This window comes from Ruminococcus flavefaciens ATCC 19208 (assembly GCF_000518765.1).
Classification (GTDB): domain Bacteria; phylum Bacillota; class Clostridia; order Oscillospirales; family Ruminococcaceae; genus Ruminococcus; species Ruminococcus flavefaciens.
This window is the reverse complement of record NZ_JAEF01000006.1, coordinates 410,453-431,009: the sequence shown is the minus strand read 5'-3', so window position 1 is coordinate 431,009 and position 20,557 is coordinate 410,453. Positions and strand designations below refer to the sequence as shown.

Here is a 20,557-nt window from a genome sequence, read left to right as displayed (position 1 = left end):
CAGTATGCTTAAAGATAAGATTGAAAAACACCTTCTTGAGGTGCAGAAGCCGTCGAGATACATCGGAGGCGAGGTCGGAAGCATTATAAAGGATAAATCAAAGATAGACGTGAGATTTGCCTTTTGCTTTCCTGATACATATGATATCGGAATGTCACATCTGGGCATGAAGATACTGTATTCGCTCACAAATGAGCGTGAAAATTACTGGTGCGAACGTTGCTTTGCACCTGGCGAGGATTTCGAGGCTGTAATGCGTGAAAATGATATCCCGTTATATGCTCTTGAAAGCCTTGATCCTATAAAAGATTTTGATTTTATCGGGTTTACAATGCAGTATGAGCTTTCATACACCAACGTCATCAATATGCTCGACCTTGCGGGGATCCCTGTATTTGCTAAGGACAGGACAGCTGAGCTCACACAGATAGTTATTGCGGGCGGTCCTTGTGTGTGCAATCCAGAACCACTTGCAGATTTCTTTGATATATTTGTTCTCGGTGAGGGTGAGGAAGTCAACCTTGAACTTATGGATCTCTATGCCGAGATGAAGAAGCAGGGCGCTTCAAGAATGGACTTTCTCAGAAAAGCAGCACAGATAGAGGGAGTATATGTGCCTCAGTTCTACAGCTTCACCTATAAATCTGACGGTACTATCGAAAAACTGAACGCATCCGAGGGCGCACCTGAGGTCATAAGGAAGCGTATAATCAGGGATATGGACAGCTCATATTACCCGAAGAATTTTGTAGTACCTTTTACCGAGATAGTACAGGACCGTGCGTCTGTAGAGGTGCTGAGAGGCTGTATACGCGGATGCAGATTCTGTCAGGCAGGATTTATATATCGCCCATTCCGTGAGAAACACGCAGATACAGTCGTAGATCAAACGAAGTGCCTTTGTGAGAACACGGGCTACGATGAAGTATCACTGGCTTCATTGAGTACAAGTGACCATTCGGAGATCGATCCTATGCTGACAAAGCTTCTTGATTATACCGTAAGTGAAAAGATAAACCTTTCCTTGCCATCTCTGAGAGTTGATAACTTTTCGGAATCTCTGCTTGAAAAAATAAAAAGAGTTCGTAAAAGTGGTCTTACATTTGCCGCAGAAGGCGGTACACAGCGTCTCCGCGATGTTATAAACAAGAACGTCAGCGAGGAAGAGATAATGAATACCTGCCGTATCGCATTCGAGGGCGGCTATTCATCGGTAAAACTCTATTTTATGATGGGACTTCCGACGGAAACAGACGAGGATATCGTCGGTATTGCAGAGCTTGCAAACCGTATAATCGACCTTTTCTACAGTATTGAGAACCGTCCTAAGGGCAGGGGAGTTCAGATATCCATAAGCTGCGCAACATTTGTCCCAAAGCCCTTTACTCCGTTCCAGTTCGAGCCGCAGGATACCCGTGAGATGATAGAGCATAAGCAGAAACTTCTCCTTGACTCCGTAAAGACGAAAAAAGTCAAGGTCAGCTATCACAATCCTGACGTAAGTATGCTTGAGGTAATACTTGCCAAAGGTGACAGAAGGCTTTGCAAGGCAGTCTATACTGCATGGAAAATGGGATGTAAGTTTGACAGCTGGGAAGAATATTTTCACTTTGACAAATGGATGGAAGCCTTTAAGGAGTGCGGTATAGATACATCATTTTACGCTAACAGGCGTTTTGAGTATGATGAGATACTCTCGTGGGATCATCTGGACTATCTTGTTTCAAAAGAATTCCTTATCCGCGAGAACAAAACGGCTCATCAGTCGAAAACTACGCCTAACTGCCGCCTGAGATGTTCGGGCTGCGGTGTAAATAAAAAAGTGGGGAGGGAATGTTTTTGATTCGTGTAAGAGCTACGTTTGAAAAATGCGGACGCGCAAAATACATTTCCCACCTTGACCTTAACCGTTGTATGCTCAGGACTTTCAGACGCTCACGACTGCCGATATGGTACACTGAGGGCTTTAATCCTCACCCATATTACAGCTTTGCGCTGGCACTTTCTCTTGGATTTGAGAGCAGCTGCGAGATACTTGACTTCAATCTCAATGAGGAGCTGCCTTTTGACGAGATAAGGGACAAGCTCAACGCAGTAATGCCCGAAGGTATGCGCATTGTCAAGGTCGCAGAGCAGAAGCAGAAGATAACTGCTATTGCAAAGGCTGAGTACAGCTTTTCTCTTGTATCTGATGAAACAGACAGACTTTTTGCTACTGTGCAGGAGCTTATTGCGAGCCCTGAGATACTGATCGAAAAGAAAACCAAGAAAGGCATAAAAACTGTTGATATCAAGCCCGATATGGAGATCCTTTCTTGTGAAAAGGGTGATAATTCAGTTAATGTTTCAATGTATCTGCCCGCAGGTACGCAGACCAATTACAATCCTACGCTTTTTATTGAAGCTTTAAAAAAAGCTACAGATATTGCCTTTGAACCTAAAAACATACGAAGAATAGCTATATTATGTGCTGATAATTCGGTATTTGACTAAGAATAGGATATAAAATGGATATTTTTAAGAATGATATAGACGGAGGCAAAGCCTTCGACTGGGGACGCACATCTTCCGATTATGCTAAATTCCGCGATATTTATCCGCCTGTTTTCTTCGGAAAAGTCGCAGAAAGAGGAATTTGTGTCAAGGGACAGAAGGTTCTCGACATCGGTACGGGAACAGGCGTTGTGCCGCGGAATATGTACAAATACGGAGCTGAGTGGACAGGTTCGGACATATCCGAAAATCAGATAGCTCAGGCTAAATCGCTTGCCGAAGCAAATGGCATGAAAATTGATTTTGTTGTCTCGGCGGCAGAAGACCTTGACTTCCCCGACGAGAGCTTTGATGTTATCACCGCTTGCCAGTGTTTTTTTTACTTCGATTATGATAAAGTTATCCCTAAGCTTGCGAAGCTTCTGAAAAAAGGCGGCAGACTTGTCATTCTTTTTATGGCATGGCTTCCTGATGATGACAAGCTTGCAGGGGAAAGCGAAAAACTGGTTCTGAAATATAATCCAAAGTGGACTGGCGGAGGTTATACTCGCAAGCCTGTATTTGTTCCAGAGATCGCAAATGAATATTTTGATGTTGAATATGACGAGGATTATGATCTTATAGTACCATTTACCCGTGAAAGCTGGAGCGGCAGAATGAAAGCGTGTCGTGGAGTAGGTGCTTCAATGAATGAAGAAGAGATAGCCGCATGGGAAAAAGAACACATGGAAATGCTCGAAAAAACGCCTTCGGATGATCTTGAGATACTTCATCATGCGGCAATAGTGATACTCAGAAAGAAGTAAATATATTAAATATATATTTTTGCACAAAAAACACTTGCTTTTTTTGTCAAAGTGTGGTATGATATAAAAGCATTTGAAATCCGTTCGGGTATCTTTGATGTCCGAATGAGGGTTAATGCCGAAAGACATTAAATCGGATAGTCCGCTGCCTGATGCTCATTTTCTGAGCCTGTGTACTATGTACACCTAATTTATTATATTATTCCTGCATACACCGAATGCTGAACGGTTATTGCGGGACAGGTAAGAATGTTCGGAAATTTTAGGAGGAAAATAAAATGGATGCACTCAAGTTAATCAGCGAGTCAAGCATGAAGGAAAATGTTCCACAGTTCAACGTAGGTGATACCGTAAAGGTTCACGTTCAGATCAAGGAAGGCGATAAGAGCCGTATCCAGGTCTTCGAGGGTACTGTAATTGCAAAGAAGCATGGTGGAATCAGCGAAACTTTCACTGTTAGACGTGTAGCTCACGGCTGCGGTATTGAAAGAGTATTCCCACTTCACTCTCCTGTTGTTGACAAGGTAGAGGTCGTAAGATACGGTAAAGTTCGCAGAGCTAAGCTCTACTACCTCAGAGACAGAGTTGGTAAGGCTGCTAAGGTTAAGGAACAGATCCGCTAACAGGTTGCAGACTGAGTTCAGCCGACTCGCTTCGGCTGACTCATCTTCTTTCCTTGAGGGACTTAAAGTCCCTTTTTTGCTACATATTAATATTTTATAGTCTGGAGGCAGTATTATGACTGATGAATTAAATAAAAATTTGCAAAATGACAACGCAGAAAACAATATGGCTGAAACTAACGAGGAAGCTGTTGAGACTGTAGAGGAAGTAACTGAAGGAATCGAAAAACTCACAGAAAAATTCCTTGAGGAGAATGAGGACGAAGAAGATGATAGCGAAACAACAAAAAAAGAAAACCAATTGGTTGATGACATAATAGAAATAATTGAGTCAACGCTGATAACTGTCTTTGTTGTTATTATGATGTTTACGTATCTGCTTCATCCTGTAGTTGTTAACGGGCACTCTATGAATGATACCTTGTTTGATACTAATAGAATATTTATGACTACTCTTTACACAGGACCTCATTATGGAGATATTATAGTAATAGATAATAACAAATCTTATCTGCTCGATGAGAATGATAACGTAAAAGAACGTGATATCACAAACTCATACTTAAAAGAATGCCTTATAAAAAGAGTTATTGCAGAGCCTGGTCAGACAATTACGATAGATACCGATAAAGAACAGGTAATTGTTGATGGTAAAATTCTTGATGAACCTTATATAAAAGATTCTGTTGTTGATGCAGGAGATGCATTTGAATTTCCGATAACTGTCCCTGAAGGATATTATTTCGTAATGGGTGATAACAGACGCGCTTCGGCAGACAGCCGTTATGCAGATGTAGGTTTTATCAAGAAAAATCAGATTTATGGTAAAGCAATTTGCAAATATTCACCGTTAAAGGAATTCAAGTTCCTGCTTTTCTAAATGAAGAAAAATAAAGTATATTCTGTCTTGCTCAAAAAAGCAGGAGATTTTTTTGAAACTCTTCTTATTACTTTATTTGTTGTGTCAATGATTTTTACATATTGTTTCAAAATATATATTGTAAAAGGCGATTCAATGGAATCGACTCTTATCAAAGGGGACGCACTTGTAATTGAAATAATGCCATTTTTTAAGTATTCTCATGGTGATATAATCATTGCTGATGTTGACAAAGCAAGGCTTTTCACTGACAGCGGCGATGTTTATAGTAAAGATGTACAAAAAGCAATTATCATCAAACGTGTAATAGCTTCCGAAGGGCAAAGCATTGATATCGACTTTGACATAGGAAAAGTATTTGTTGACGGTAAAGAGCTGAGAGAGGATTATACGAACGGTTTGACTCATTCCGATGAAGGTGCTTTCACAGGGAAATATCCTTTTACCGTGCCGAAAGGCTATCTGTTTGTAATGGGAGATAACAGACGAAACTCTCTTGACAGCCGTTCCTCTGATATTGGTCTTGTATCCGTGGAAGATGTTGTAGGAAAAGTAGTGCTCCGTATCGCACCCGTCGGGAAAATAGGCAGAGTTAAGTAAAAGTATAAGATGTTTACAGGAGGCATTTGTGGATAACAGTGATATGAAGCAGATCCAGTGGTTTCCGGGACATATGGCTAAAACAAGACGTCTTATAGCGGCTAATCTTTCGCTTGTTGACGCTGTTGTTGAAATAGTCGATGCACGAGCTCCTATGAGCAGCCGAAATCCTGAAATGGATCATATGACAAAAAACAAGCCAAGGCTTGTACTGCTTAACAAAAGTGACCTTGCTGATGAACGCACCACTCAGCAGTGGATTAATTATTTCAGACAGAACGGAAGCGAAGCTCTTGCAGTTGACTGCAAGTCGGGAAAGGGCTTGAAGTCCATACTTCCTGCAATAAAAAATACTGTTTTAAAAGAGCTCATGGACAAAAGAGCTAAAAATGGTATGACAGGAGCTGCTGTAAGACTTATGATAGTGGGTATACCGAATGTAGGCAAATCCTCACTCATCAATAAGCTGGCCGGTTCAAAGCGTGCTAAGGTCGAGGACAGACCGGGTGTAACACGCACAAAGCAATGGGTAAAGCTTGATAACAATACAGAGCTTCTCGACATGCCCGGTGTTTTATGGCCTAAATTTGAAGATCAGGACGTTGCCGTCAGACTTGCCTTTACAGGTGCAATAAGCGACGATATCCTTGATATAGAAACTCTTGCAATGAAGCTTCTTGCTTATCTTGCCGCGAATTACCCCGATTCATTGATAGAACGATATAAAATCGAATGTTCTGATGAAGATACAGGACTTGCTCTTCTTGAAAAAGTCGGAAAAAAGCGCGGTATGATGATAACAGGCGGAGAAATAAATACCGAGCGTGCAGCCATAACCGTTATTGATGAATTCAGAAGCGGCAAGCTTGGCAGGATAACTCTTGAATCTCCGCGGAAAAAGGAGCTGTAATGGCAAGAGTTATATTACATAAGGAATTATTTGATTATGATATCGAGCTTCGCAAAGAGTATCCGATAATCTGCGGCGTTGACGAAGCAGGCAGAGGACCTCTCGCAGGCGATGTATATGCGGCAGCAGTCATTCTCAATGACAGTGTGCTGATAAACTATCTTAACGACAGCAAGAAAATATCCGAAAAACGCCGTGAGCTTCTGTACGATGAAGTCATCGAAAAGGCTGACGCTTACTGTGTTGCAACAGCCAGCGTTGAGGAGATAGACGAGCTCAATATTTTACAGGCTACAATGCTTGCAATGAAAAGAGCTGTCAGCGGATTGGGAGTACGTCCCGACCTTGCTCTTATTGACGGCAATCGTCTCCCCGAGCTTGAATGTCAGAGCAGATTTGTGATACACGGTGATGCTGTTTCAGCTTCCATAGCGGCAGCTTCTATAATTGCAAAGGTATCACGAGACCGTTATATGCGTGATCTTGATACAAAGTATCCCCAGTACTGTTTTTCGCAGCATAAAGGATATGGCACTAAGCTGCATTATGAGAAGCTTGAAGAATTCGGAATTTCCGATGTCCATAGGAAAACATTCCTGAAAAAGCTTTATGACGAAAAGTGAAATAGGAAAGCTCGGCGAGGAAAGCGTTTGTACTTATCTCAAAGAGCGAGGATATAATATCGTCGTACGGAATTACCGTATTAAAGGCGGCGAAATTGATATAATCGCAGAAAATGGTGATTATATAGCGTTTGTTGAAGTAAAGTCACGTAAGCCAGACAGCATGGTAACAGGTTTTGAGGCTGTCAACAAGCGCAAACGTGGGCTGATAATCAAAACAGCCGCTGATTATTGCTGTAAGCACCCGAATTTCCTTCAGCCGAGATTTGATGTCGCACAAGTCATCATCGAGGACGGAAAAGTGCTCAGCATTGATTATATAACCAATGCCTATGATACCACAGGCTACAATTTCATATTTTAAAGGGTGATAATATGTTCTATAACAGCACAAGAAACAGCGATGTCAAGGTTAGGAGTGCAGATGCGATTACTCAGGGTATTTCTGCTGAGGGCGGACTTTTTGTTCCTGAGAGCATACCACAGCTTACTCTTGATGAGATAAAAGATGTCGGTGATATGAAATATGCTGACAGAGCTGCTTATGTATTTTCAAAGTTTCTGACAGATTTTACTGATGCTGAGATACATTATTGTACTGATAACGCATACAGCATTAAGAATTTTGAGACCGAAAGTATTTCTGAGATCGCTCATTTATTTGATGGAACATATATGCTTGAGCTCTGGCACGGGCCTACCTGTGCTTTCAAGGATATGGCTCTCCAGATACTCCCATACTTCCTTACAACATCAGCCAAAAAGATTAATCTTGATAAGAAGATCGTCATACTTGTTGCAACATCAGGCGATACAGGTAAGGCTGCACTTGAAGGGTTTAAGGACGTTGAAGGTACATCTATCCTTGTATTCTATCCTGAGGACGGCGTAAGCCCAATGCAGAAGCGTCAGATGAAGACACAGGAAGGCTCTAATGTCGGAGTATGCGCTATAAAAGGCAATTTCGATGACTGTCAGAACGGCGTAAAGGCTATATTTACAAATGACGATGTGAAGAAGGCTCTTGATGATAGGGGGATGATGTTCTCAAGTGCCAACTCAATAAACTGGGGCAGACTTGTTCCTCAGATAGTATACTATGTTTCTGCTTATGCAGAGCTTGTTAAAGACGGAGAGATAGAGCTGGGCGAGAAGATAAACATTGTTGTACCTACAGGTAACTTTGGTAATATACTTGCAGCATACTATGCAAAGCATATGGGGATTCCTGTAAACAAGCTTATTTGTGCTTCAAATATAAACAATGTTCTTACTGACTTTATAAATACAGGTATTTATGACAGAAACAGACAGTTCTATGCAACCGTTTCTCCTTCAATGGATATACTTATCTCAAGTAACCTTGAAAGACTTCTTTATCTTATGACTGACAAGAACGATGCTATTATCCGAGAATGGTTCGGGAAGCTTGCTTCTGAGGGCAGATATGAGGTAAATGATGACGTAAAGGCTAAGCTGAAGGAAGAGTTTTCCGCAGGTTTCTGCGATGATGGTCAGACAAAGGCTACTATACATTCTATCTATGAGAAATATTCCTATACCTGCGATACACATACAGCTGTAGCTGTCAAGGTATACAAGGATTATAAGGAAACAACAGGCGATAAGACTAAGACAGTTATTGCTTCGACTGCAAGTCCGTACAAGTTCAGTGCAGCTGTACTTGAAGCTCTTGAGGGCAAGAAAACAGATATTGACGAATATGATAAGGTAGCTAAGATTGCTGAGCTCTCAAATATTCCTGTTCCTTCTGCCCTTGCAGATCTAAAAAACAAGCCTGAGCGTTTCAACGACGTTATTGATAAGGCTGAACAGAAGGATTATGTGCTCAGAAAACTGAGCAACTGATAATGAGTCTGTTCGTACTTGCTGATCTTCATCTTTGTAAAGGCGCTCCCGAAAAGACAATGAGTATCTTTCCGGGATGGCAGAACTATCAAGAGAAGATCGAAAAGAACTGGCTTGAACTTGTCGGCGAAGAGGATACGGTGGTACTTCCCGGGGATATATCGTGGGGTATGTCTCTTGCGGAAGCTGCTCCCGATTTCCGATTTATAGAATCGCTTCCGGGCAAAAAGATAATAATAAAAGGAAATCACGATTATTGGTGGACTACCATGAAAAAAATGGAGGATTTCCTTGCATCAGAAAGCTGCGGAACAATTAATATACTGCATAATAATCATTATAAGTACGACAAATACGGGATATGCGGAACTCGCGGATGGGTCAATATGCCGGGAGAAACACAGGACGAGAAAGTCCTGAAAAGGGAAGTTCAGAGACTGGAAACTTCCATAAAGTCTGCCATTGCTGACGATCTCGAACCGATAGTATTTCTGCACTATCCGCCCATATTTGCCGCTAATTTCAATTACGATATTCTTGAAGTACTCTATAGGTACAAGATAAAGGATTGCTATTACGGACATATACACGGACATTCCGCTCATGATCTGTGCGTAAAAAATACTTATGATGATATTAATTTTCATCTTATAGCAGGTGATTATTTACAATTTGCTCCTAAAAAAGTCTTGTGAATTGTGCATTATGCAGAAGTGTGGAAAATCAGTAGAAAAATTTTCTGAAATGTGGTATAATATACCAAGTATGTTATATAAATATTGGAGGACGTATTAAAATGAGTTTAAAATCATCAACCAAGACAGATGTGAATACTACAGAGTTAGTAATTTCTATTGATGCAGAGGCTTTTGAGGCTGCTGTTGAGAAGGAATATCAGAGACAGAAGAAGAATATCCAGATAAAGGGCTTCAGAAAAGGTAAGGTTACAAGAAAGCTTGCTGAGAGAGAATTCGGTGAGGGCGCATTCTATGAAGGTGCTATCAATTCACTTCTCGGACCTGAGATAGATGCAGCTGTTAATGAGACAGGTCTTGTACTTGTAGACAGACCAAATGTTGAAGTAACTTCAATTGATAAAGCTACAGGTGTTGAGATCAAAGCAATATGTGTTACAAAGCCTGAGATCGAGATCTCTGACTATAAGGGCATCAAGGCTCCTAAGGAAGTTAAGGAGATCACAGATGAAGATATCGAGAAGCAGATTGATATCATCAGAAAGAAGAATGCTCGTATAGTTTCTGTTGACGACAGAGCAGCACAGCTCGACGACGAAGTAATCATTGACTTTGAAGGCTTTTTCGGCGATGAAGCATTTGAAGGCGGCAAGGGCGAGGATCATCCTCTTCGTCTTGGCAGCGGTCAGTTTATCCCCGGTTTTGAGGATCAGATCGTTGGTCATAACATTGGTGATGAGTTTGACGTAAATGTTACTTTCCCTGAGGACTATCAGATGTCTGATTATGCAGGCAAGGAAGCTACATTCAAGTGTAAGCTCAAGGCTATCAGCTATGAAGAACTTCCTGAGATTAACGATGATCTCGTAAAGGATGCTACAGAGTTCGAGACAGTTGCTGAGTATAAAGATGATATCAAGACAAAGCTTGAAGACGCAGCAGTACAGCAGGCAGATTCGAATTTTGAAAATGCTATAATGAATGCTCTTATCGAGAAGGTTGATTCTCCTATTCCAAATTGTATGTATGAGCAGAGAATCGACGCTCTTATGAGAAACTTTGAGCAGCAGCTCCGTTCACAGGGCATGGATCTCAAGCTTTATTTCCAGTACACAGGTATGGATATGGATTCATTCAGAGAGACATACAGAGACAGAGCTGTCAGCGAGGTCAAGCTCAGACTTGCTCTTGAGAAGATAGCAGATCTTGAAAATATCGAAGTAACTGATGAAGAGTTAAATAACGGTCTCGGTGAGATCGCTGCAGCAAACAACATTGACGTTGAAACTGTAAAGAGATTTATCCCTGTCGATGAATACGCTACAGATCTCAGAGTTCAGAAAGCTGTTGAGTTTGTAAAGGAAAATGCTGTTGTAGATAACACTTCTGCTGATGAAAAGTCTGAATAATACTCTTTTCGACATATAATTATAGTAAATGATGTTGTCCCGCAGCTTTAATGTGGGACAACTGTTTTTAAAAGAAAGGGCGATGAACTATGAGCGTATTAGTACCTTACGTTGTTGAACAGACAAGCAGAGGAGAGAGATCATATGATATATACTCGCGCCTGCTCAATGACAGGATTATAATGCTTTCGGATCAGGTAAGCGATGCAACTGCAAGCGTAGTTGTTGCACAGCTTCTATATCTTGAAAGTCAGGATTCGGAAAAGGATATATCATTATATATAAACAGTCCCGGAGGATCTGTTACCGCAGGAATGGCAATATACGATACTATGAATTATATCAAATGTGATGTTTCGACTATCTGTATCGGTATGGCTGCTTCAATGGGTGCATTTCTGCTTTCTTCAGGAGCAAAGGGAAAAAGAATTGCTCTTCCAAACAGTGAAATAATGATCCATCAGCCGCTTATCGGCGGTGGTCTCGGCGGACAGCAGACGGATATTATGATACACGCAAAGAACCTCGAGCGTACAAGAGATCGCCTTGAGAGTATTATGGCTGAAAATTCCGGAAAGAGCGTGGAAGAGATGCACGCTGCTTGCGAGAGAGATAATTACATGACTGCTCAGGAAGCACTTGAATTTGGTCTTATAGATAAAGTTATCACAAAAAGGTAGGGGGATTAAATGGCTGAGACGTTTAAATCGTGCAGCTTCTGCGGAAAGGGTGAAAACAGAGTACGCAGTATGTTTTCTGCTGGTTCATCAAATATATGTGATGAATGCGTAACTTACTGCTACGAGATGCTCTATGGTTCTGGAGTAGCCAAAGCACACAGAAAGGCTGCCAAAACTGATAATAGCGGCGATGTATCTTCAATGAAGCTTATGAAACCTGTTGAGATTAAAGCTTTTCTTGATGAATACGTTATAGGACAAGATGATGCAAAAAAATCATTGGCTGTTGCTGTGTATAATCATTATAAGAGAATAATGAGTCAGGAAAATGACAAAGATTTTTCTGACAATGATGGCGTAGAGCTTCAGAAGAGCAATGTTCTTCTTCTCGGACCTACAGGTGTCGGAAAAACCTTTCTTGCACAGACTCTTGCCAAGCTTTTGAACGTTCCGTTCGCTATAGCTGATGCAACAACAATAACAGAAGCGGGTTATGTTGGTGATGATGTTGAAAATGTTCTTCTCCGACTTATACAGGCTGCTGATTTTGATATAAAGGCAGCTGAAAGAGGAATTATCTATATCGACGAGATAGATAAGATCGCAAGAAAGTCTGAAAATACTTCTTTGACCCGTGATGTAAGTGGTGAAGGGGTTCAGCAGGCTCTCCTGAAGATCATTGAAGGTACAGTTTCAAATGTACCTCCACAGGGTGGAAGAAAGCATCCTAATCAGGAAGTTATTCAGATAAACACCAAAAATATTCTGTTTATCTGCGGCGGTGCTTTTGACGGACTTGAAAAACAGATACAGAAGCGTATCGGTAAAGCTCCCATCGGTTTTGGCGGCGAGATAACTGCTCATAAGGAAGAGGATAATATCTTCAAAAAAGTCGTACCGAAGGATCTTGTTAAGTTCGGTATGGTTCCTGAATTTGTAGGACGACTTCCTGTTATATCTGTTCTTGAAGAGCTTGATGAAGCATCACTTGTAAGAATTCTTACCGAACCTAAGAATGCTCTTATCAAGCAGTATAAGAAGCTTTTTGACTATGATGATATTGAACTTGAAGTCGAGGACGATGCACTTATTGAGATAGCTAAGAAGGCAATTGCTCAAAAAACAGGTGCTCGCGGCTTGCGTTCAATTATTGAATCTATTCTTATGAATACCATGTTTACTGTTCCGTCTGACGGAAGTATAGCAAAGGTAACTGTTACAGCTGAATGTGTTATAAATGGTACGCAGCCTCTGCTTACGAACAGAAGGAATAAACTTCTTAAAGCTGAATAATAAAAATTTAGGGACTGCAATTGCAGTCCCTTTTTATATACTTGTTTAGCAGCCACATCCGCAGCCATTGTTATTGCCGCAATCACAGCCGTTATTGCCGCAGCCCGAAAAAAGAATGATAACGAGAAGAACTAAAAGAATAATGCACCAGCAGTTGTTTCCTCCGAAGCATGAATTACACATATTGATTATCTCCTTAAATTGATGTATTTGAAGCGTTTTTTGCTTCGCTTCATAGTACATAATATGTCACGCATAAAAAAGTGTTACAGTTTTTTCGCTGTTATATGTTTCGACACTTATCGCATGAAAAAAGTGGCATAATATATTCAGAGTATTAAGGAGGCAAGCAATATGATAAATAATGAAAAATTTACTAAAAAAGCAATTCTGATAATTGAAGGGGCGATAGAGTACGCTTCTGAACTTGGTCATACTTATGTAGGAAGCGAACATATACTTCTTTCTATCGCAGGCGAAGGAAACACAGAAGCAGCTGATATTATTTTGGACAGCGGTATATCATTTGAAGAACTGCGAAACGAAATCATCAAAATGGTCGGACAGGGGAACCCGTCTATACTAAATCAGCGTTTTTTCACAACAGCAACTAAACAGATATTTGAAAAAGCATATTTATCTGCTGTATCATATGGTTTGAAGAAGGCTACTGCCGAACATATTCTTGCAGCAATGATAGAAGAGAGATCATGCAGCGCCTGTACTTTAATAAGAAAGCTTAAAGCAGATATTAATACTATATGCATACGGTTAAGCAATATCTCAGATACAGAAACAAGCAGAAATCTCTATGATTCAATGAAGCCTAAGCAGCCACAGATACCGAATTTGTACAGATACGGGAAAAACCTGACGGATCTTAGTGTTGTAAGTAAAAACGATCCTCTTATAGGACGAAAAAAAGAAGTTGAAAGAATATTGCAGATATTATCACGCAGAAACAAGAATAATCCATGTCTTATAGGCGAGGCCGGAGTGGGAAAAACAGCTATAGTTGAAGGAATAGCCGAGATGTTCACGCGAAATCTTATACCCGATACACTAAAAAACAAGTATATTTTTTCGCTTGATATAGCGTCAATACTTTCAGGAGCAAAGTATCGCGGAGATTTTGAGGAACGTATCAGAGCGTGTATAGATGAAGCCGCAAGTGCAGGGAATATAATTTTGTTTATTGATGAAATTCATATGATAGTAGGGGCAGGTGCGGCTGAGGGAGCTATAGATGCCGCAAATATCATGAAGCCACAGCTTGCAAGAGGAGAATTGCAGATCATAGGCGCAACAACTTTTGATGAATACAGAAAATCAATCGAAAAGGACTCCGCTCTTGAAAGAAGGTTTCAGCCTGTAAAAATATGTGAGCCTGACACAGAGAGCTGCATCGAAATGATAAAAGGATTGCGACATAATTATGAAAGATATCACGGCATCGAAATAAGTGATGATATAATAAAAAAGGCAGTTGATCTTTCAAAGCGATATGTAACCGAACGATTTCTTCCCGATAAGGCAATCGATCTGTTGGACGAAGCATGTGCCTGCGCTAAAATCCGCAGATGCGAAAAGCCGGTAAAAAAAGAAACAAAGCTTATTGATATGGACGGTATGAAGCTAACAAAATTAAGTGAAGTCATAAAAAGCAGCGAAGAAATCAATGTTACTGAAAACGATTTGAACAATGTCATATCATTAAAAACAGGTATTCCCTTAAACAAGCTTTCTTTCGCAGAGGCAGAAAAGCTGAGTAGTTTAGAGAACACACTGTCCGAGCGTATTATAGGACATAAGGACGCAGTCAGAAAAATAACCGAAGTTCTTTATCGTTCGAGAGCAGGACTTAGGGATATGAACAGACCTGTTGCATCGTTTTTATTTACAGGACCAACAGGAGTTGGAAAAACCGAGCTTGCAAAAATTCTTGCAGAATACTATTATAACGGAGAGAACAGTTTTATACGTATTGATATGTCAGAATATATGGAGAAACATTCTGTTTCAAAGCTTATAGGAGCTCCTCCCGGATACGCAGGCTATGACAGCTGTGATAATAATCTCTGTGAAAAAGTAAGACGATGTCCGTATTCACTTGTGCTCTTTGACGAGATAGAGAAAGCTGATGCCGAGGTGCTGAATATTCTTTTGCAAATTCTTGAGGACGGTTTTTTAACAGATTCGATTATGAGGAGAATAGATTTTCGCAGTACGATAATTATAATGACATCTAATATCGGTGCAGAAGAAATAACTTCAAAAAACTCCATTGGATTTGCAGAATATGACAATATAAGATGCAGAACTAAAGAAAGCCTGAGGAAATACTTTTCTCCCGAACTTATAAACAGAATTGATGAGATCATTACTTTTGAACCGTTTAAGCAAGAGCATCTGCTGGAAATAAGCAGGCTACAGCTTAAAGCAATAGCTGAACGCGCTAAACTGCTCGGTATTGAGATCGCGTTTTCCGAAAGAGTGACCGAGACAGTTGCAGCAGCAGAAGATACTTCACGTTACGGAGCAAGACCTATACGCCGTAAAGCTGTAGAGCTTGTAGAAAATGAGCTGGCAAAAAGGATAGTAAACTCTGAGATAAAAAGTGGAGAGTCCCTTAAAATTGACGTTGAAAATGAGAAAATATGTATGACAAAAACCGTAACGATATGAGAAAAGCCAATACACTTCTGTGTATTGGCTTTAATGCTATCTTTCAATATCTTTAACAGCAAAATATATATTATTTTGATCATCCGTATTAGAGTATGAACCGAAAACATCTATGTAGTAATCATCAAGACTGTCTGCTCTTGCAAGTAATGAAACCTTAACATGTGTCTGAGCACCCTGTGGAATATTGATATAATTTTCTGAAGCCTGATTGTCGCTTTCAAATGATACCCACCCGCCTTCTGAAGCTATGTATTGATCCGAATAAACGTAAAGCCCGTCCTTGTGCATATAATCTGTGGGATCAAGCTTTCCGTTCACACACAAATAATTCATAGGATCAATAAGGAAACCTACTGTATTATTATCTGGCTCATCAATAATATCATGATTGCTTGTGTTAGTATAAGTCATTTCAAGAACCACAAGCTTCAGCTCAACTTTTTCTGTTTCGGCAAGTTCATCTAATGTATTTATTCCGTCTCCTTTTTTTATCCAGTAGTATGTCTTGTAGATCTTGCCGTCATCACCGATGAACTGACTGTAATCTTTCGGTATACCGCAGGGATCAGTGGTTATACCTTCAAAATCGTCCTGTATCCATGCTTTGTCAATAGTAACTTCAATGCTGTCATTATTGACTTGATGTGGAATTGTTTTTTCAATCCCTGTAAGTGAGATATCATCTATTGACTTACAGTCTCTTAAATATGCATCGCGGTACGCTTCCTCCGACTCCTTGTTTTCAGTGACAATTTCATTTTGCCATACTTCTGTTAATTCATTATCTGAAGGAACCAGCTTGATAGAGCTGACAATATTTTTTAGATCATCATTGGATATATCGTTTGGTGCAAACAGATTGGCAATAATATTTGTTCTGTTAAATTTTATCCATACATCTCTTTCAGAATTCTTTTCCTGTTCCGATTCATCTATAACAGGGTTGGAATGAGAGAAGATATATATCGTTTTTTCGTTATCTGACATATCTTCGTAGTTAACTATTCCACTGATCTTTTTTTCAAAAGAAGTACCCTGTTTAACTCTGTAGCAGATCATATCAAATGTACTTCCTGTCGAAGTATAGCATGTCATTTTGGGATCTTTAGGTATCGGGGTAAAACCATCCGGAAGCCATGTGTACTGAATATCGTAAGTCTGAACATTTGATAGTTCATCATATGAAGGTGTATATCTAAGGTCATATTGATATTTTCCATTTTGATTCAGACGAAAAATCCCTGTATGATCTTCAACAGGTTCTGCATATGTTGTTTTTTCAGTAACAGCTTCTGTTGTTATTTCTTCGGTTACAAAAGTAGTAGTAGTTACCTGCGGTATTGATTCTGTTTTCGAGGCGGGTTCGACTTCATAAGAATTGTTAGAGTAAACATATACTATTGCAGGTACTGCAATAATAACAGCAGCCGCTGCCGCAATCATACTCATGTAACGTCTGTGGAAATAGTTTGCTTCTTTATTTATACTACTTCCTTTCTGTATCTCTGTCTTTCTCAGTTCATACAATACGGAGAAATCGTGTTTTTTATCTGATGAAAAAGCGCCATCAACTATTTTCTTCCATTGTTTTTTAGAAGGCAGACCTTTATTTCTCATCATAAATTTCTCCTTTCGTTTTTAGGCGTTTTTTGGTACGTTCAAAACGTTTTCGCACATTGCTCTCGGTGAGAGATAGCTTTTCGGCAACTTCTCTCCATGACATATCTTTTATGCAGCGCATTATAACAATACTCCTGTCAGGTTCTTCAAGTGAATTTATTATATTATCAACATGATTTCTGTTTTCGGTATTTATCCTGACATCAACTATCTGCATAGCATCGTCTATAGGAACTTCTTCTGTAAAGCGTCGTTTGTTTTTTCGGTAAATGTTTATAGATGTGCTCTTTATTACTTTTAATATGTATGAGCGTGTTTTTGCACTTCTGCAATCATCAAACTTATGCAGTTTTCCGAGGATACGGATAAAAGCATCAGAAACAGCGTCTTCTGCCAGTCCTTCATCGCGCAGCACTGCGTATGCTATGCGATACATTGGCTGTTCGTAAATATTATATAGGGTGGATAGTTTGCAGGAATCTTCCTTAGTCATCTTATCACCTCGATTGAAACGTTTCATAATATATAACAGACAAAAAATCAGTTTTGTGACAGTGCAGATGAAAAAAGCTCATTGAATGAGCTTTCAAATACCTGTAAGATCAAAGTCGGGCACATATTTCTCGGAAGCCGAACTCTTTTGCTGTGTAAACCCATTTATGCCAAGCTTTGCTGCATGATCTACAACAGTATTGTACTCCATTTTTGTGATTCGGCGTTTAAGTTCTTTATATTTATCGGAAATAAAATCAAAAGGTGTATACTGATTCATTATACTTACAAGTACATTATCATTAGATGTATTTTCGGCAATCCAATCCATTATTTTCATAGAATCATGCCTGTGAGAAGGGAGTACCATATGTCTTATGATCGTTCCTTTTATAAGACCGCTCTCATTGTTGTATTCAAGCTTACCGACTTGTTTTATCATTGTAAGCACAGCTTTTGAAGCAATATCAAAATAATCATACGCATTTGAATACATTTCAGAGATATCAGCTGAAAAATATTTGATATCGGGAAGGTAGATATCTATATAGCCGTTGAGCATATCAATGGTTTCCGTAAGTTCATATCCGCCGCAATTGTATACAACAGGTATGACCAACTTGTGCTTTATTATATCAAGTGCCCTGATAATATTCGGAACAAAATGGGTAGGAGTTACAAGATCTATATTATCAGCCCCCATATCCTGCAACGACAGGAATATATCCGCAAGCTTTTCTGTATTTACTTTTTTTCCAAATAATTCATTGCTTATTTTATTGTTCTGACAAAAACAGCAATGTAGATTACAGCCCGAAAAGAAAACTGTACCTGCTCCGTTTTTATAGGAAATACATGGTTCTTCCCATTTATGTAAGGAAGCTCTCGCAACTATCGTATCAGCTCCGGCTCCGCAGAAGCCTGTGTTGATAGTTCTGTCTGCGCCGCATTTTCGCGGACACAGATAACATTCATTCATCATATTCATCTTCCTTATAGTCATTGTAATCAAAGTTTTCCGAAGTTGTGGTGCTGTTCAGAAGCTCCTTGCTTGAAATATCGTTCTTAACGCAGTACATAGCCGCAGTCGCAAGAAACAGACTTTTTGAAAGCTTGTTTTTCAGGCAGTATTCGGTTATTAATCTGTCTTCGTACAGGCTTACTTTACATGACAGACTCTTATAATATATCACACTGTTTGAATATCTCGTAGACTTGTCTTTTTTGCTTTCTTTTTTTCTCATAATATTATCCCCCCGTAAGATCAATACAATAATTGTATCATCGCTGTCTGAAAATGTCAAGAAATGGTGCAAAAATCGCCTTGTCTCATTAAATATCACAAAATTATCACTTGCATTTTTGTACATAATGATGTATAATAAAATTAATATTGGTATTAAGGAGATCATAACAATGAATAACATTGGTTTTATCGGTGCAGGCAATATGGGCACTGCAATTATGAAAGGAATATCCACAAGCAGTCTTGGCAAAAACGTTCAGCTTCATGCCTTTGATCCAAGCACAGAGAAAGTAACTGCTCTTGCTGAGTATAATGTAAACAGCTGTTCGTCTGAAAAAGAGATCATGGAAAAGTGCAAGTATGTTTTTCTTGCAGTAAAGCCTCAGATAATTGAAGACGTACTTGAGGCGATAGCTCCGTATACAACAAAGGATACTGTCATCATATCAATAGCCGCAGGAATAGGCGATGAATTCATTGCAAAGAAAACTATTTCAGACGTAAAGGTAATTCTTGTAATGCCAAATACACCGCTTCTTCTCGGTGAGGGAGCTTCGGCACTTTCAAGAAATGATAAAGTTACCGACGATGAATTCGGTGTCGTTCTCAACATTTTTAAAATATGCGGCAAAGCAGCAGTTATCTCCAAGGACAAGATGAAGGAGATAATCGCTATAAACGGAAGCAGCCCTGCTTTTATATACCTTTTTGCGAAGGGATTTATAGATTATGCTGCATCTGTAGGAATATCCGCTGAGACAGCTGAAGAACTCTTTGCACAGAGCCTTATCGGTTCTGCAAAGATGATAACAGACTCGGGAAATACTATTGATGAGCTTATAAAGATGGTGTCTTCACCGGGAGGAACTACTCTTGCAGGTCTTGACAGACTTTATGAAGGCAATCTCACGGAAGTTGTAAAGAACTGCTGTGAAAGCTGTACTAAGAGAGCTTATGAGCTTTCAAAGTAATTCTAAATAATTAATAATGCGCATATCCTTATTAAGAAAGGAATGATGCGCATGAAACATATAAGTACATTTTCTGATAAAAATAAACCGCGGACAAGCCTCCGGGTTTATATACTGATCGTTATGGCAGGAATAGCAGTCGGATCATTTATGATAAAAAACAATAATATTTCAGACTTGGTCTTTGTAAATCAGTATTTTATCCCTGTTAATGATAGTCTTTCTGTATTTGCACTTGCGAGAGGTACATTTGTATCTTCTCTTATCTTTACATCAGCAGCTTTTTTCTTTGGTTTATGTGCTTTTGGAAAGCCTTTCGGCGCGATGCTGCTTTTATATCGCAGTGCAGGTATAGGATTATCTGTGGCACTTGTTTATTCTTGCATGAGTAAAGCTTCGATTTTTACTTTAATCATAACAATACTCCCGAAAGCTATTGCTTTTTCTGTACTTGCAATTCTTACTGTGAGGGAGACGTTTCGCAATTCACACAGTATTTTTATGTTTTGCATAAAAGATGAAGCTTTTTCCGAAAACACACAAGGCTTCAGACTTTATTGCATAAAGTTTATTGTACTTATTATATTATCGTTGATCATTTCTGTCGCTGATGGAGGTTTAAATTATCTGTATGTCTATATCATGCGGCAATAAACGGA

At 39.6% G+C, this 20,557-nt stretch carries 22 protein-coding genes; 17 read left to right on the top strand and 5 right to left on the bottom strand.

Annotated features, from left to right (window positions below):
* Positions 1–4: 4 nt before the first annotated feature.
* The 14 genes from L870_RS0101925 to clpX all read left to right on the top strand — a co-directional run bounded on the left by L870_RS0101925 (position 5) and on the right by clpX (position 12,881).
* The gene (locus L870_RS0101925) at positions 5–1,843 is read left to right on the top strand and encodes a TIGR03960 family B12-binding radical SAM protein (protein ID WP_028516689.1); all 1,839 of its coding nucleotides are present in this window, start codon (positions 5–7) and stop codon (positions 1,841–1,843) included.
* Positions 1,840–2,493, top strand: a complete 654-nt coding sequence (locus tag L870_RS0101920) for a TIGR03936 family radical SAM-associated protein (protein WP_028516688.1) — start codon at positions 1,840–1,842, stop codon at positions 2,491–2,493. The genes L870_RS0101925 and L870_RS0101920 overlap by 4 nt, the downstream gene beginning before the upstream one ends.
* Before the next feature lie 14 nt (positions 2,494–2,507).
* Complete coding sequence (locus L870_RS0101915; RefSeq protein WP_028516687.1) at positions 2,508–3,299, top strand: class I SAM-dependent methyltransferase; 792 nt, start codon at positions 2,508–2,510, stop codon at positions 3,297–3,299.
* 278 nt (positions 3,300–3,577) lie between these two features.
* Positions 3,578–3,922 (top strand): 50S ribosomal protein L19, encoded by a 345-nt coding sequence (gene rplS / locus L870_RS0101910; RefSeq protein ID WP_028516686.1) that lies wholly within the window; start codon positions 3,578–3,580, stop codon positions 3,920–3,922.
* Between the two features lie 115 nt (positions 3,923–4,037).
* Positions 4,038–4,802: a signal peptidase I gene (lepB, locus tag L870_RS0101905; RefSeq protein WP_037270753.1), complete on the top strand. Its 765-nt coding sequence runs from the start codon at positions 4,038–4,040 to the stop codon at positions 4,800–4,802.
* On the top strand, positions 4,803–5,402 hold the full coding sequence (lepB, locus tag L870_RS18220; protein WP_028516684.1) for a signal peptidase I: 600 nt from the start codon (positions 4,803–4,805) through the stop codon (positions 5,400–5,402).
* Positions 5,403–5,430: 28 nt separating this feature from the next.
* A complete protein-coding gene (gene ylqF / locus L870_RS0101895; RefSeq protein WP_028516683.1) occupies positions 5,431–6,312 on the top strand; it encodes a ribosome biogenesis GTPase YlqF in 882 nt (293 codons plus the stop codon).
* A complete protein-coding gene (rnhB, locus tag L870_RS0101890; protein WP_028516682.1) occupies positions 6,312–6,935 on the top strand; it encodes a ribonuclease HII in 624 nt (207 codons plus the stop codon). Before ylqF ends, rnhB begins: the two co-directional genes overlap by 1 nt.
* The gene (locus L870_RS0101885) at positions 6,922–7,299 is read left to right on the top strand and encodes a YraN family protein (RefSeq protein ID WP_028516681.1); all 378 of its coding nucleotides are present in this window, start codon (positions 6,922–6,924) and stop codon (positions 7,297–7,299) included. The genes rnhB and L870_RS0101885 overlap by 14 nt, the downstream gene beginning before the upstream one ends.
* Before the next feature lie 11 nt (positions 7,300–7,310).
* On the top strand, positions 7,311–8,804 hold the full coding sequence (gene thrC / locus L870_RS0101880) for a threonine synthase (protein ID WP_028516680.1): 1,494 nt from the start codon (positions 7,311–7,313) through the stop codon (positions 8,802–8,804).
* 2 nt (positions 8,805–8,806) lie between these two features.
* The gene (locus L870_RS0101875; protein ID WP_028516679.1) at positions 8,807–9,499 is read left to right on the top strand and encodes a metallophosphoesterase; all 693 of its coding nucleotides are present in this window, start codon (positions 8,807–8,809) and stop codon (positions 9,497–9,499) included.
* 101 nt (positions 9,500–9,600) lie between these two features.
* Entirely contained in the window at positions 9,601–10,908 is a 1,308-nt protein-coding gene (gene tig, locus L870_RS0101870) for a trigger factor (RefSeq protein WP_028516678.1), read from the top strand.
* 89 nt (positions 10,909–10,997) lie between these two features.
* Positions 10,998–11,588 carry an ATP-dependent Clp protease proteolytic subunit gene (locus L870_RS0101865; RefSeq protein WP_028516677.1) on the top strand — a complete coding sequence of 197 codons (591 nt, stop codon included), beginning with the start codon at positions 10,998–11,000 and terminating at the stop codon, positions 11,586–11,588.
* Between the two features lie 9 nt (positions 11,589–11,597).
* Entirely contained in the window at positions 11,598–12,881 is a 1,284-nt protein-coding gene (gene clpX, locus L870_RS0101860) for an ATP-dependent Clp protease ATP-binding subunit ClpX (protein WP_028516676.1), read from the top strand.
* 45 nt (positions 12,882–12,926) lie between these two features.
* Here the strand turns inward: clpX and L870_RS19570 are convergent, their stop codons facing one another.
* Positions 12,927–13,064, bottom strand: coding sequence for a hypothetical protein (locus L870_RS19570; RefSeq protein WP_167549421.1), 138 nt, complete (start codon positions 13,062–13,064; stop codon positions 12,927–12,929).
* 171 nt (positions 13,065–13,235) lie between these two features.
* On the opposite strand from L870_RS19570, the gene L870_RS0101850 reads away from it, so the two are divergent.
* Positions 13,236–15,566 carry an ATP-dependent Clp protease ATP-binding subunit gene (locus L870_RS0101850; protein WP_028516675.1) on the top strand — a complete coding sequence of 777 codons (2,331 nt, stop codon included), beginning with the start codon at positions 13,236–13,238 and terminating at the stop codon, positions 15,564–15,566.
* A 36-nt stretch (positions 15,567–15,602) separates the two neighbouring features.
* Here the strand turns inward: L870_RS0101850 and L870_RS0101845 are convergent, their stop codons facing one another.
* The 4 genes from L870_RS0101845 to L870_RS0101830 all read right to left on the bottom strand — a co-directional run bounded on the left by L870_RS0101845 (position 15,603) and on the right by L870_RS0101830 (position 18,925).
* A complete protein-coding gene (locus L870_RS0101845; RefSeq protein WP_155250125.1) occupies positions 15,603–17,189 on the bottom strand; it encodes a hypothetical protein in 1,587 nt (528 codons plus the stop codon).
* Entirely contained in the window at positions 17,176–17,682 is a 507-nt protein-coding gene (locus L870_RS0101840; protein ID WP_037270751.1) for an RNA polymerase sigma factor, read from the bottom strand. The genes L870_RS0101845 and L870_RS0101840 overlap by 14 nt, the downstream gene beginning before the upstream one ends.
* A 93-nt stretch (positions 17,683–17,775) precedes the next feature.
* Positions 17,776–18,663, bottom strand: a complete 888-nt coding sequence (locus L870_RS0101835) for a radical SAM protein (protein ID WP_207637703.1) — start codon at positions 18,661–18,663, stop codon at positions 17,776–17,778.
* Complete coding sequence (locus L870_RS0101830; protein WP_028516671.1) at positions 18,653–18,925, bottom strand: hypothetical protein; 273 nt, start codon at positions 18,923–18,925, stop codon at positions 18,653–18,655. The genes L870_RS0101835 and L870_RS0101830 overlap by 11 nt, the downstream gene beginning before the upstream one ends.
* 172 nt (positions 18,926–19,097) lie before the next feature.
* Between L870_RS0101830 and proC the strand changes: the two genes are divergently transcribed.
* Positions 19,098–19,898, top strand: coding sequence for a pyrroline-5-carboxylate reductase (gene proC, locus L870_RS0101825; protein ID WP_028516670.1), 801 nt, complete (start codon positions 19,098–19,100; stop codon positions 19,896–19,898).
* 51 nt (positions 19,899–19,949) lie between these two features.
* Positions 19,950–20,552 carry a hypothetical protein gene (locus L870_RS0101820; RefSeq protein WP_028516669.1) on the top strand — a complete coding sequence of 201 codons (603 nt, stop codon included), beginning with the start codon at positions 19,950–19,952 and terminating at the stop codon, positions 20,550–20,552.
* The last annotated feature ends 5 nt before the right edge of the window (positions 20,553–20,557 follow it).

Bases quoted from the DNA above. Each gene is read 5' to 3' on its own strand.
- L870_RS0101925 (WP_028516689.1), top strand. From the start codon at position 5: ATGCTTAAAGATAAGATTGAAAAACACCTTCTTGAGGTGCAGAAGCCG.
- L870_RS0101915 (WP_028516687.1), top strand. From the start codon at position 2,508: ATGGATATTTTTAAGAATGATATAGACGGAGGCAAAGCCTTCGACTGG.
- rplS (WP_028516686.1), top strand. From the start codon at position 3,578: ATGGATGCACTCAAGTTAATCAGCGAGTCAAGCATGAAGGAAAATGTT.
- lepB (WP_037270753.1), top strand. From the start codon at position 4,038: ATGACTGATGAATTAAATAAAAATTTGCAAAATGACAACGCAGAAAAC.
- lepB (WP_028516684.1), top strand. From the start codon at position 4,803: ATGAAGAAAAATAAAGTATATTCTGTCTTGCTCAAAAAAGCAGGAGAT.
- rnhB (WP_028516682.1), top strand. From the start codon at position 6,312: ATGGCAAGAGTTATATTACATAAGGAATTATTTGATTATGATATCGAG.
- L870_RS0101885 (WP_028516681.1), top strand. From the start codon at position 6,922: ATGACGAAAAGTGAAATAGGAAAGCTCGGCGAGGAAAGCGTTTGTACT.
- thrC (WP_028516680.1), top strand. From the start codon at position 7,311: ATGTTCTATAACAGCACAAGAAACAGCGATGTCAAGGTTAGGAGTGCA.
- L870_RS0101875 (WP_028516679.1), top strand. From the start codon at position 8,807: ATGAGTCTGTTCGTACTTGCTGATCTTCATCTTTGTAAAGGCGCTCCC.
- tig (WP_028516678.1), top strand. From the start codon at position 9,601: ATGAGTTTAAAATCATCAACCAAGACAGATGTGAATACTACAGAGTTA.
- L870_RS0101865 (WP_028516677.1), top strand. From the start codon at position 10,998: ATGAGCGTATTAGTACCTTACGTTGTTGAACAGACAAGCAGAGGAGAG.
- clpX (WP_028516676.1), top strand. From the start codon at position 11,598: ATGGCTGAGACGTTTAAATCGTGCAGCTTCTGCGGAAAGGGTGAAAAC.
- L870_RS19570 (WP_167549421.1), bottom strand. From the start codon at position 13,064: ATGTGTAATTCATGCTTCGGAGGAAACAACTGCTGGTGCATTATTCTT.
- L870_RS0101850 (WP_028516675.1), top strand. From the start codon at position 13,236: ATGATAAATAATGAAAAATTTACTAAAAAAGCAATTCTGATAATTGAA.
- L870_RS0101845 (WP_155250125.1), bottom strand. From the start codon at position 17,189: ATGATGAGAAATAAAGGTCTGCCTTCTAAAAAACAATGGAAGAAAATA.
- L870_RS0101840 (WP_037270751.1), bottom strand. From the start codon at position 17,682: ATGACTAAGGAAGATTCCTGCAAACTATCCACCCTATATAATATTTAC.
- L870_RS0101835 (WP_207637703.1), bottom strand. From the start codon at position 18,663: ATGATGAATGAATGTTATCTGTGTCCGCGAAAATGCGGCGCAGACAGA.
- L870_RS0101830 (WP_028516671.1), bottom strand. From the start codon at position 18,925: ATGAGAAAAAAAGAAAGCAAAAAAGACAAGTCTACGAGATATTCAAAC.
- proC (WP_028516670.1), top strand. From the start codon at position 19,098: ATGAATAACATTGGTTTTATCGGTGCAGGCAATATGGGCACTGCAATT.
- L870_RS0101820 (WP_028516669.1), top strand. From the start codon at position 19,950: ATGAAACATATAAGTACATTTTCTGATAAAAATAAACCGCGGACAAGC.